This is a genomic window from Rhodopseudomonas sp. NSM (genome assembly GCF_052445935.1).
GTDB lineage: Bacteria > Pseudomonadota > Alphaproteobacteria > Rhizobiales > Xanthobacteraceae > Rhodopseudomonas.
In genome coordinates this window covers 372,321-384,391 of the sequence record NZ_JBQTCH010000004.1, presented here as the reverse complement: position 1 = coordinate 384,391, position 12,071 = coordinate 372,321, and the positions used below count along the sequence as shown (strand labels likewise).

At 67.4% G+C, this 12,071-nt stretch carries 9 protein-coding genes and 1 tRNA gene; 2 read left to right on the top strand and 8 right to left on the bottom strand.

Going from position 1 to position 12,071, the window contains the following annotated elements; translation table 11 throughout:
• Nucleotides 1-8: 8 nt before the first annotated feature.
• The 6 genes from ACTZWT_RS13760 to ACTZWT_RS13735 all read right to left on the bottom strand — a co-directional run bounded on the left by ACTZWT_RS13760 (nt 9) and on the right by ACTZWT_RS13735 (nt 8,072).
• Nucleotides 9-1,421 carry an MATE family efflux transporter gene (locus ACTZWT_RS13760; RefSeq protein WP_444770236.1) on the bottom strand — a complete coding sequence of 471 codons (1,413 nt, stop codon included), beginning with the start codon at nt 1,419-1,421 and terminating at the stop codon, nt 9-11.
• Between the two features lie 69 nt (nt 1,422-1,490).
• Nucleotides 1,491-2,228, bottom strand: coding sequence for a TlyA family RNA methyltransferase (locus tag ACTZWT_RS13755; protein ID WP_444770235.1), 738 nt, complete (start codon nt 2,226-2,228; stop codon nt 1,491-1,493).
• A gap of 202 nt (nt 2,229-2,430) precedes the next feature.
• A complete protein-coding gene (dxs, locus tag ACTZWT_RS13750; protein WP_444770306.1) occupies nt 2,431-4,347 on the bottom strand; it encodes a 1-deoxy-D-xylulose-5-phosphate synthase in 1,917 nt (638 codons plus the stop codon).
• A 580-nt stretch (nt 4,348-4,927) separates the two neighbouring features.
• Nucleotides 4,928-5,179, bottom strand: coding sequence for an exodeoxyribonuclease VII small subunit (locus ACTZWT_RS13745; RefSeq protein ID WP_322515578.1), 252 nt, complete (start codon nt 5,177-5,179; stop codon nt 4,928-4,930).
• 74 nt (nt 5,180-5,253) lie between these two features.
• Nucleotides 5,254-6,183 (bottom strand): histone deacetylase family protein, encoded by a 930-nt coding sequence (locus ACTZWT_RS13740; protein ID WP_444770234.1) that lies wholly within the window; start codon nt 6,181-6,183, stop codon nt 5,254-5,256.
• A 212-nt stretch (nt 6,184-6,395) separates the two neighbouring features.
• Complete coding sequence (locus tag ACTZWT_RS13735) at nt 6,396-8,072, bottom strand: bifunctional metallophosphatase/5'-nucleotidase (RefSeq protein ID WP_444770233.1); 1,677 nt, start codon at nt 8,070-8,072, stop codon at nt 6,396-6,398.
• 215 nt (nt 8,073-8,287) lie between these two features.
• Between ACTZWT_RS13735 and ACTZWT_RS13730 the strand changes: the two genes are divergently transcribed.
• The gene (locus ACTZWT_RS13730; protein ID WP_444770232.1) at nt 8,288-8,773 is read left to right on the top strand and encodes a hypothetical protein; all 486 of its coding nucleotides are present in this window, start codon (nt 8,288-8,290) and stop codon (nt 8,771-8,773) included.
• Nucleotides 8,774-8,976: 203 nt separating this feature from the next.
• Here ACTZWT_RS13730 and ACTZWT_RS13725 read toward each other — a convergent pair whose 3' ends face one another.
• Together ACTZWT_RS13725 and ACTZWT_RS13720 are read right to left on the bottom strand one after the other, a co-directional pair.
• Nucleotides 8,977-9,738: a crotonase/enoyl-CoA hydratase family protein gene (locus tag ACTZWT_RS13725; RefSeq protein ID WP_444770231.1), complete on the bottom strand. Its 762-nt coding sequence runs from the start codon at nt 9,736-9,738 to the stop codon at nt 8,977-8,979.
• A gap of 249 nt (nt 9,739-9,987) precedes the next feature.
• Nucleotides 9,988-11,769 (bottom strand): acyl-CoA dehydrogenase family protein, encoded by a 1,782-nt coding sequence (locus tag ACTZWT_RS13720; protein ID WP_444770230.1) that lies wholly within the window; start codon nt 11,767-11,769, stop codon nt 9,988-9,990.
• 210 nt (nt 11,770-11,979) lie between these two features.
• Here ACTZWT_RS13720 and ACTZWT_RS13715 point away from each other — a divergent pair.
• A tRNA-Gln gene (locus tag ACTZWT_RS13715) sits at nt 11,980-12,054 on the top strand.
• Nucleotides 12,055-12,071 lie beyond the last annotated feature (17 nt).

Genomic DNA, 12,071 nt, shown 5'->3' with positions numbered 1-12,071 from the left:
GGAACTGATCAGTCCGGCGCCAGGGCCGGCTGCGGCGCGCGCGTCAGCAGATGGAAGCGCGCCACCAGCAGCGCGGCATAGACCGCGAGCCCGATCGCGAGGCCGATCCAGACGCCGAACGGGCCGAAGCCGCCGGGGAAGCCGAGCAGATAGCTGAACGGAAAGCCGATCGCCCAGAACCCCAGCACCGCGAACAGCAGCGGGATCCGCGTATCGCTCTTGCCGCGCAGCGCGCCGTTGGCGACCACCTGCAGGCCATCGGCGATGAAGAAGCTGGCGCCGACCAGCAGCAGCGACGCGGTGAGCTGCGCGGTCTCCACGGCCGTCGTGGAATCGCCGAGAAACAGTTGCGGAATCTCGTGCCGCGTCAGCGCCACCAGCAGCGTCATCAAGGCCATGAAGACGAATCCGAGCCCGATCGCCGCGAAGCCGGCGCGCCTTGCGCCGGCCGGATCGTGGCGGCCGACCGCATGGCCGACGCGCACGGTGGCGGCGAGCGAGATGCCGAGCGGCACCATGAACATGATCGCCGCGACCTGCAGGGCGATCTGGTGCGCGGCGAGCGCGGTGGTGCCGATCTGGCCCATCAGCAGTGCGGCGGCGCCGAACACGCCGTATTCGAGCACGGAGGCGCCGGAGATCGGCAGGCCGAGCGCGAGCAGCTGCCTCATCAGCGGGCCGTCGAACCGCGCCAGCTCGCCGAACACCTGATACTTGCGGAAGGGCTGCAGCGTCACGCAGGCCACCGCCGCCGCGATGCACATCGCGATCGAGACGATGCTGGTGGCGAGGCCGGCGCCGAAAATGCCGAGCTGCGGCAGCCCGAATGCGCCGTGGATCAGCGCGTAGGCGAGCACGCCGTTCAGCGGCACCGCGGCGAACATGATCCACAACGCCGGCTCCGGCCGGTTGACCGCGCCCATGAAACTGCGCAGCGCGATGAAGATCCAGCCCGGCACCAGCGACCAGGCGAGCCCGTGCAGATAGCGCCCGGCGAGCGCCGCCACATCCGGCGCCTGGCCGGCGGCGAGCAGCATCGCTTCGCCGTAGAACTGGCTCAGCGTCAGCGGGATGCCTGCGATCACCGCCGCCCACATCCCGACGCGCAGCGATGCGCGGACCTGGCGCGGCGCGCGTGCGCCATAGGCCTGCGCCGCCAGCGGCGCCACGGCGGAGACGAGGCCGATGCCGAGCATGAAGGCGATGAACAGCACCGTATGGGCGAGTGCCGCCGCGGCCACGGCGGAATCGCCGAGCCGGCCGATCAGCGCGAGGTCGGTTGTCATCATCGCGATCTGGCCGAGCTGCGTCAGCGCCATCGGCACCGCGAGCGTCAGCGTCTCGACGATTTCAGTCCGCCACGCAGGCGATTGCGCCGGCGCGCGGGCGCCGGCGGCGAGAGGCAAATCCGAGGAGGTCATGGCGCGCACAATAGCCGAACTTGCGGCTGCAGAGTGACCGCCGGGTAACGGCGTGCATGAATCTGAGATTCAACTTCTACGCGCACCGAGAAAGAACTCGGCGTTGCCGTCGCCGCCGGCGATTGGCGACGGGAACACCGCGATATCTGTGCAGCCGAGCGACGCCGCGAATGCGGTGACGTCGTCGATCACCGCGCGATGCCGCGCGGTGTCGCGGACGATGCCGTGTTTCGACGGCACCTCGAATTGCGGCTTGATCAGCGCCAGGAGGCTCATCGGCGCGGCCGCCAGCGACAATGCGGCCGGCAGCACCAGTTTCAGCGAGATGAAGCTGGCATCGATTACCACCACGTCGGGCCGCTGCGGCAGCCGCCTGCCTTCGAGGCTGCGGATGTCGGTGGCTTCCATCGACACGATCCGGGGATGGCCGCGCAGCGACGGATGCAGCTGATCGCGGCCGACATCGACCGCGAACACCAGCGCCGCGCCTTCGGCGAGCAGCACCTCGGTGAAGCCGCCGGTGGAAGACCCGACGTCGAGGCAGACGTGATCCTCGATCGCGATTGGATAGCGCTCCAGCGCGCCGGCGAGCTTGACGCCGCCGCGCGACACCCAGGGATGCGCCGGCTGCGCGTCGAGCGCGGCGTCGAGCGAAATCTGTTCGGAGACTTTGATCACGGGCTTGCCGTCGGCGAACACCAGCCCGGCCTCGATCGCCGCCTGCGCGCGCGCCCGGCTCTCGAACAGCCCGCGCTCGACCAGCACCACGTCGGCGCGCTTGCGGGAGGGGGCGGGAGGTTTGGCCATGCTCAGCCCGAAGCGAGACTAGTGCGATGAGACGAGATGAGACGAATTGTGCCCCGGACGCTGCGCAGCGCGCCGCGCTTGGCGGCGTGGTGCGCTGCAGATCCGGGGTCCCGGTTGATACCGCGTGCAAACAAAGCGGGGTCCCGGATCTGCGCAGCGGCATAAGGATGCCGCAGCGCGTCCGGGACACGGAACGAGGAGCTTACGCCAGCTTGACCGTCTCGGCCTTGTGTTCCTTGCCGAGCGCCTCGAACACCTTCTTGACGATCGCCTTGGCGTCGAGGCCGGCGGCGGCGTACATCGCGGCCGGGGTGTCGTGGTCGAGGAACACGTCGGGCAGCACCATCGCCCGCATCTTGACCTCGCCGTCGAGCTTGCCGTGCTCGGCCAGCGTCTGCATCACGTGGCTGCCGAAGCCGCCGATCGAGCCTTCCTCGATGGTGATCAGGATCTCGTGCTCATTGGCGAGCTTGAGCACCAGATCGACGTCGAGCGGCTTCATGAAGCGCGCGTCGGCGACGGTGGTGGAGAGGCCCAGCGTCGCCAGTTCCTCGGCGGCCTTCTCGCATTCGGCGAGCCTGGTGCCGAACGACAACAGCGCGACCTTGTTGCCCTGGCGGACGATGCGGCCCTTGCCGATCTCCAGCGGCACGCCGACATCCGGCATCTCGACGCCGCGGCCTTCGCCGCGCGGATAGCGCACCGCGCTCGGCCGGTCGTTGATCGCGACCTGGGTCGCCACCATGTGCACCAGCTCGGCCTCGTCGGAGGCGGCCATGATCACGAAGTTCGGCAGGCAGCCCAGATAGGCGTTGTCGAACGAGCCCGCATGGGTGGCGCCGTCGGCGCCGACCAGGCCGGCGCGGTCGATCGCGAAGCGCACCGGCAGGCTCTGGATCGCGACGTCGTGGACGATCTGGTCGTAGCCGCGCTGCAGGAAGGTCGAGTAGATCGCGCAGAACGGCTTGAAGCCCTCGGTGGCGAGGCCGGCCGCGAAGGTCACCGCGTGCTGCTCGGCGATGCCGACGTCGAAGGTGCGATCCGGGAACGACTTCTCGAAGATGTCGATGCCGGTTCCCGACGGCATAGCCGCGGTGATGCCGACGATCTTGTCGTCCTTGGCGGCTTCCTTGACCAGGCTCTGGCCGAACACGTTCTGATACGACGGCGCGTTCGACTTGGCCTTGGCCTGGGTGCCGGTGGCGATGTCGAACTTGACCACCGCGTGATACTTGTCGGACGCGGCTTCCGCCGGGGCGTAGCCCTTGCCCTTCTGGGTCACGACATGGATCAGGAACGGGCCGGTCTCGGCGTCGCGGACGTTCTGCAGGATCGGCAGCAGGTGATCGAGATTGTGGCCGTCGATCGGACCGACGTAATAGAAGCCGAGTTCCTCGAACAGCGTGCCGCCGCCCATCATGAAGCCGCGGGAATATTCCTCGGCGCGGGCGGCGCGGTCGGCGATCAGCTTGGGCAGATGCTTGCCGATCTGCTTGCCGGCCTCGCGCAGCGAGCGGTAGGTCTTGCCCGAATACAGCCGCGACAGATAGGCCGACATCGCGCCGACCGGCGGGGCGATCGACATGTTGTTGTCATTGAGAATGACGATAAGACGGGAGTTCATCGCGCCGGCGTTGTTCATGGCCTCGTAGGCCATGCCGGCCGAGATCGAGCCGTCGCCGATCACCGCGATGACGTTGTTGTTGGCGCCGGCGAGGTCGCGCGCCACCGCCATGCCGAGGCCGGCGGAGATCGAGGTCGAGGAATGCGCAGCGCCGAACGGATCGTAGTCGCTCTCGGTGCGCTTGGTGAAGCCGGACAGGCCGCCGGCGGTGCGCAGCGTGCGGATGCGGTCGCGGCGCCCGGTCAGGATCTTGTGCGGATAGGCCTGGTGGCCGACGTCCCAGATCAGGCGGTCGCGCGGGGTGTCGAAGACATAATGGATGGCGGTGGTCAGTTCGACGACGCCGAGGCCGGCGCCGAAATGGCCGCCCGTAACCGAGACCGCGTCGATGGTTTCCTGCCGCAATTCGTCGGCAACCTGCTGGACCTGATCGACCCGGAGCTTGCGAAGGTCTTCCGGCGTGCGGATGGTGTCGAGAAGCGGGGTTTTACTCAAATCGGTCACGGCGATCTTCCAGTCTTGACTAGGGGGTGGTGAGGCCCGCGACGAATGTCCGAACTTGTCCAATTCACGGGAGCCCACCTGGCTTCCGCCTCCTTGTTCAGGAGAAAATCAACGATCGAAGCGTAAGGTGCGCCTCGTTCAGTCGAAGTGATCTGGATCACTTTATTGCGGCAGCACACGTCCACCGAACCTGACACTGCCATCCGGCATTTGTGTCAGGCGCGGCACATAAGTTCATACCTTTACACAAAGCTGTATTCAAAGCCAACCATCGGCCGCCCAGCGCGTAGCCAGCTTGCGTAAACTTTCGGCCAATAAGGTTGATCCACGAATTTCCGGGGCCGGATGTGGCCTGCCGGTCACGGTTTCGCGATACCAATTGTCGACACTCTTCTTGAGGCAGACCTGATTCAGGCAGACCTGATTCAGGTCGACCCGATCCAGGCAGACTTCATTCGGTTAGACTTGATTCAGGTAGACCCGCGAAGCTGTCGATTTCCTGAACGGCAGCCGGGAGCCTGATCTGTGCCGCTGTCCGCGCCATTCGGTATCGAATTCGCCCGAAAACGCCCTATTGGACGTCGAGCGGTTCGGTTCCCACCGGCTGGCCCTGGGCGTCGGTGGTGATCTTGTCGACGCGGGCCTCGGCCTGGCGCAGCAGTTCCTCGCAGCGGCGCTTCAGCGCCTCGCCACGCTCGTAGATCGCCACCGACTCTTCGAGTGGAACCTTGCCGTCCTCGAGCCGCTTGACGATGGTTTCGAGTTCCTCCATCGCGCGCTCGAAGCTCAGCTTCCTGACATCGGCGGGGGCGGCGTCGGCCATCGGCGGCTCCTGGATGCGCCGCGGCGCGGCCGGCGGCTTGTTCTTGTTGTGGGGCGTTGAGGCGGAGGCGCCGGTCAGGCGCCCATCAGCGCGCCGACATGGGCGGCGACCGATTCACTCAGACCCTGCAAGTCATAGCCGCCCTCGAGCACCGAGACAATCCGGCCGCCGGCGGTCTTGTCGGCGACGTCCATCAGCTTCTGCGTCACCCAGGCGAAGTCCTCCGCCTTGAGATTGAGGCTGGCCAAAGGATCGCGGTAATGCGCGTCGAAGCCGGCCGAGATCACGATCAGTTCCGGCGCGAAGCGCGTGAGCTGCGGCAGGATCGCGGTCTCGAACGCGACGCGGAATTCCTTGCCGCCGTCTTCCGAGGCCAGCGGCGCGTTGACGATGTTGTCGTGCTCGCCGCGCTCGCCGGCCGAGCCGGTGCCGGGAAACAGCGGCATCTGATGCGTCGAGCAGTACATCACGGTGCGGTCGCCCCAGAAGATGTCCTGCGTGCCGTTGCCGTGATGGACGTCGAAATCCACCACCGCGGCGCGCTCGATGCCGTATTTGCGCTGCGCATAGCGCGCCGCGATCGCGGCGTTGCCGAAGAAGCAGAACCCCATCGGCTTGGTGACTTCGGCGTGGTGACCGGGCGGCCTGGTCGCGACGAAGGCGTTGGCGGCGCTGCCCTTCATCACCGCGTCGACCGCCGAGACCGCGCCGCCGACGCCGCGCAACGCGGCTTCGAACGTGCCCGGCGACATCGAGGTGTCGCCGTCGACATAGACGATGCCGGTCGACGGCGCCATGTGGCGCATTTCGACGATGTGGTGATCGGTGTGGCACAGCGCGATGTGCTCGAGCGAGCCGATCGGCGCCTCGCCGCGCGACAGCATCGCGAACCGCTCCGCGGTCAGCGCCTCGTTGACGGCCATCAGCCGCTCGGCGCGTTCGGGATGCCCTTCCGGCGTGTGATGCTCGAGACACGCGGAATGGGTCAGAAAGAGCGTGGTCATGCGGGGAGCGCCTGAAACGTCCGATACGTGGTGATGACAATAACTTCAGATCAACCTAGTTATCCGCCGCCTGTCGTGAAAGGGCAGCTTAAGGCTTAGAGCAGCTTTCGGCAAAGTGGAAACCGCCCCGGCGAAAGAAAATGCCGCGTCCGATCAGCAGCGCGCGCGGTGGCGATGTGTTCACCACGTTTGCGTGATACGCGCGCGGCCGCTCAGTTCACGCGCGAGATCCGGTCCAGCGGCGTCGGCGCGATCGGGCTGTGCGCCCGGAAATAGCCGAACAGGGCGTCGACGTCGTAGACGCCGGTGAGCCGGTCGGTGCCGAGCGTGAACGGCGTGAAGCCGTCGCCGCCGGCGGCCAGATAGGCGTTGACCGTGACGCGGTAGCTGCGCTCGGCCGCGATCGGCTTGCCGTTCAGCAGCATCCGCCCGGCGACGATGCGCGCGCCCGGTGCGCCGGTATTGTCCCACGCATAGCTGAAGCCGCGCGACACCTGCAGGATGCGCGGCCGCGCCGGATCCTGCCATTGCAGCTCCAGCGCGGCCATGAGCTGCGCGCCGGTCAGCGTCATCGTCACCAGCTGATTGCGGAACGGTTGCGCCGCAAACACGTCGCCGAACGTCACCTTTCCATCTTCCGCGGCATTGATATCGGCGCGCAACCCGCCGGGATTGGTGATTGCGATCTCGGCGCCGCCGGTCTCGCGGTCGCGCGTTGCGGCGAGATGAGCGTCGGCGACCAGATCGCCGAGCGCGCTCTCGCCGGCCGCATTCGGCATCCGCGACAGCGATGCGGTGACGCTGCCGGCCGGCCGCGCTGCGATCGGCCCGGCGAGCCGGTCGTAGCTGTCGATCAGCGCGGTCTGCGCCGGGTCCTTCGCCAGCTTTTCGGTACTGACGATGACATTGTCCGCTTTGGCGCTGACGACGTCGCGAGTCCTGGGATCGAGCACGAGGTCGATCGCGGTGACCAGCGTGCCGTATCGGTCGCCGCTGGTGACGAGCCGGCCGTCGATCGTGCAGGTGTAGGCGCGGTGGGTGTGGCCGCTGATCACCAGGTCGACGGCCCTGTCGAACTTCCTGACGATCTCGACGATCGGCCCGGATATTCCCGGACAGTCGTTGATACCGCCGGTCGGAAAGCCGCCTTCGTGGATCAGCACCACGATCGCCTCGACGCCGCGGGCCTTCAGTTCGGCGACCTGTTCATTGACGGTCTCGGCCTCGTCCCTGAACTGCAGCCCGGCGACGCCCGGCGGCGACACCATGGTCGGCGTCGTCTTCAGCGTCAGGCCGATGAAGCCGACCGGGATGCCGCCGAATTCACGCACCGCAGTCGCCGGCAGCAGGGTCTTGCCGGTCGCGGTATCGACGGTCGAGGCGGCGAGATACTGGAAGCTCGCCCCGGCAAACGGATGCGGCCCGAGGCAGCCGTCGACCGGGTGGCAGCCGCCGTGCTGCATCCGCAGCAGCTCGGTCCGCCCCTCGTCGAATTCGTGATTGCCGACCGCCGACAGCGCCAGCCCCATCAGCGACATCGATTCGATCGTCGGCTCGTCGTGAAACATCGCCGACAAGAACGGGCTGGCGCCGATCAGGTCGCCGGCGGCGACGAAGATGCTGTGGGCGTGTCCGGCGCGCAACTGCTTGACCAGCGTCGCCATGTGTTCGGCGCCGCCGGCGGGCACGCTGATCTTCTTCTCCGGATCGGCCGGGTCGGCGAGCGCGAGGCCGCCGGGAGGTGGCTGCAGATAGCCGTGGAAATCGTTGATCGCCAGAATCCGCAGCTCGACCGGCTTCGCCGCATCGTCGGCGCGAAGTGCGGCCGGGGCGAGCGCCAGCATCAGCGCTGGCGCGAGCAGGGCGAGGCGACGTTTCAAAAAGGTCATCATGTGTCCGGTGTGCTACGCTCGGCGCGGGCATCGCTCAGGCGGAGCGCGCTGGCAACCGGTTTGTTGCTGGTCGGCGCCGTCCATCGGCGCGGCCAAGCGCCGCTGCCGGGTGTTTACGCGGCGACGATTGAGGAATCGCAAACCGCCGATGCGGGCGTCGTGATCACCTGTCCGCGTCGCGCCGGTCGGCGCATTGTCTCTACAGGTGCCGCATGCGCTCGAAACCGGTCACGCTCCTTCTCGCCACGCTCCTGCTCGCCACCCTCGCGCCCGCCGCCGCGCAGCAGCCCCAGCCGCCGCAACAGCAGGCCGACGCCATCAAGCCCGGCAATTCGCGCCTCGCCGATCTGATGGAAGCCGCGCAAACGCGGCACATCAAGCTGTGGTTTGCCGGCATCACGGGCAACTGGAAACTCGCCGGCTACCAGACCCGCCAGATCAAGACCCGGCTGCAGGACGCCGCCTCGCTGTACCAGAGCCTCCCGGTCGACGACGTCACCACCATGGCCAAACCGATCGCTGCGCTCAGCGTCGCGATCGCCGCCGAAGACAGCAAGGCCTTCGTGAAAGCCTATGGCGACCTGACAGCCGGCTGCAATTCCTGCCACCGCGAGCTGAAGATCGGCTTCATCGAACTGAAAGCGCCCGCGGCGAACCCGTTCAGCGACCAGGTGTTCGGGGCGGGGAAGAAGAAGTAGTTAGGGCACAGGGGGCACAGAAAATCGACGCCCCTCGTTCGTCATGGCCGGGCTTGTCCCGGCCATCCACGTCTTGCCACGCCGATGCGCTCCAAGACGTGGATGCCCGGCACAGGGCCGGGCATGACGGAGCCAAGGGTGTCCACTTGCGGCGTGTCGTTCGAGGTGGGCTCTCGGGGGCGAACTAATCGTCCCCGCGCTGCCTACCCCTTCTTCCGCTGAAAGAACCGCGTGAACGCGCTTACCGCTTCCTGCGATTTCATCCGCTCGCCGAACAGTTTGCTCTCCTGATTGATCCGCGCGATCAGGTCGTCCGGTGATGGTTTGATCAGCTTGCGCGAGATCGCCACCGCTTCGGCCGGCAGCGCGCAGATGTCGCGGGCGGCTTTCATGGCTTCGTCCTCGGTGTGGCCGGGCGCCACCACGGCGTTGACGAAGCCGGCGTCGCGGGCCTCGTCGGCGGAGAGTTTGCGGCCCATCACCAGCATGGCGAAGGCGCGGTGATGGCCCATGGCGCGCGGCGCCAGCAGGCTGGACGCGCCCTCCGGCACCAGGCCGAGCTGGATGAACGGCGTCGAGAACACGGCTGAGGTCGAGGCCAGCACGACGTCGCAGTGAAACAGCAGCGTGGTGCCGATGCCGATCGCCAGCCCGTCGACCGCGGCGATCAGCGGCTTGGTATTGCGCGCGAGCGCGTAGAGAAAATCCGTCGCCGCGGTGACGCGCGGCGCGCCGCTCGCGTCGGTGCCGGCCTTGAGGAAATCCTCGAGGTCGTTGCCGGCGGTGAACACGCCGGAGCCGCCGGTGATGATCAGGCAGCGGATGTTCGGATCGTTCTGCGCGGTGTCGATCGCCGCGGTCATCGCCCGATACATGTCCTGCGTCAGCGCGTTCTTCTTTTCCGGCCGGCGCATGGTGATCACGCGCACGGCGTCTTCATCGCTGACGATCAGATAGTCCGACATTGGTTCCCCCACACTCGGCGCGCGGCCGTGGCGGCCGCTGCGTCCCTCGCGGCGGACACTAGTGCATGATGCCGAAAACTGGCTACCGGTTTTCGGACAAGACCATGCAGTCGCATGATCCGGCCCGCGGCCGGAATCGGTGTTTTCGGGAAAGCTTCGATATTTCAACGGCTTGTCGGAAAATTCCGAAACCTCGCGCGGATGCGGCGGCGCGTGCCGCAGGTTTGCCCCGGCTTTGCCGCAAGGTTTTCAGGCGGTCAGCACCGTGTCGGCGGTGGCCAGGACCGCGGCGGCGTCGACCACGCTGCGCTCCAGCGCGGGCGCCTGAACCGCGACGGTCTCGGCGAAGAACCGCGCCAGCGTGATCGCTCGCGCCGGATCGCTCGCGCCGTCGAGATCGCGCGCCGCCAGCGCCTCCGCGGCCAGCGCGCAGCCGCCGAGCGTCGAGCCGAACAGCCGCAGATACGGCGTCGCACCCGCGAGCGCGTCGTTCGGCGAGGCTCCGAGCTTCTCCAGCAAGTACTTGCTGGCGCGCTCGAGCGCGCCCAGCGCATCGCGTAGTCGCGGGCCGGTGGCGCCGAACGCCGGATCGTTCGAGGCTTCGACGTTGTCGACGATGATGGATAGTTCGTCGAGCAGCGCGAACACCGAGGCGCCGCCGTTCGCTCCCAGTTTGCGGGTGACGAGGTCGATCGACTGGATGCCGTTGGTGCCTTCGTAGATCGGCGCGATGCGTGCGTCGCGATAATGCTGCGCGGCGCCGGTTTCCTCGATGAAGCCCATGCCGCCGTGGATCTGCACGCCGAGCGAGGCGACCTCGGTGCCGATGTCGGTGGAGAACGCCTTGGCGATCGGCGTCAGCAGCGCCGCGCGCGCGGCCGCCGCGGCCTTCGCCTTCGGATCGCTGCTGCGCGCCGCGATATCCAGCGCCACCGCGGTCGAATAGCAGATCGTGCGCGCGGCGCCGGTCAGCGCGCGCATCAAGAGCAGCGTGCGCTTGACGTCGGGATGCCTGATGATCGGGTCGGAGCCCTTGCTGTCGCTGCCGATCGCGCGGCCCTGCTTGCGCTCCTGCGCATAGGCCAAAGCCTGCTGATAGGCGCGGTCCGCAATGCCGACGCCTTCGAGGCCGACGCCCAAGCGGGCCTGATTCATCATCGTGAACATGCACTGCATGCCGCGATTTTCCTCGCCGATCAGATAGCCGATCGCGCCGCCCTGATCGCCCATCTGCATGGTGCAGGTCGGCGAGGCGTGGATGCCGAGCTTGTGCTCGACGCCGCTCGGGAAGATGTCGTTGCGCGCGCCCAGCGAGCCGTCGGCATTGACCAGAAATTTCGGAATCAGGAACAGCGAGATGCCCTTGGTGCCGGCGGGCGCATCGGGCAGTCGCGCGAGCACGAAATGCACGATGTTGTCGGTCATGTCGTGGTCGCCGTAAGTGATGAAGATCTTGCTGCCGAAGATCTTGTAGCTGCCGTCGGGCGCGCGCTCGGCGCGGGTGCGCAGCGCGCCGACGTCGGAGCCGGCCTGCGGCTCGGTGAGCTGCATCGTGCCGGTCCATTCGCCCGACACCAGCTTGCCGAGATAGATGTTCTTCAGCTCGTCGCTGCCGTGCGCATGCAGCGCGTCGATCGCCGACAGCGTCAGCAGCGGGCACAGCCCGAACGCCATGTTGGACGATGCCCAGAGTTCGGTGCACACCGCATTCAGCGCCATCGGCAGACCCTGGCCGCCGAATGCTTCCGGCCCCGACACCGCATTCCAGCCCGCCGCGATCCAGCGCTGATAAGCGTCCGGCCAGCCCGGCGCGGTGGTGACGGCGTTGTGCGCGAGCTTAATGCCGTGCTTGTCGCCGACCCGGTTCAGCGGCGCCAGGATGTCGCCGGCGAATTTGCCGGCCTCTTCCAGCACCTGCGCGGTGAGCTCGCTGTCGTAGTCGCCGAGATGCCCGGCCGCCACCGCGGCCTGCAGGCCCGCGCCGTGGTTGAGGGAGAGCAGGATGTCGTCGATCGGAGCGCGATAGGTCATTGGCATGGTCCCGGCAAAGGAGAGCTGGCCCGCCTTCTTCCACGAAACGCCGCCGCCCTCAACCTTTCGTCACGGCCGCCCGCCCCGGCGCATTTTTGCGGTTCCATGCGCGCCCTCGGCGGTTGAAAACCGGCCGGCGTCTCTATAGACCGGCGGGGCCGGACGGCGATTTTGCCGAAGCGGCCGCCATCGTGCGGCCGATGCGGCCGATGGGGCGTAGCCAAGCGGTAAGGCAGGGGATTTTGATTCCCCCATGCGGAGGTTCGATCCCTCCCGCCCCAGCCATCGATCATCGCGTCCGC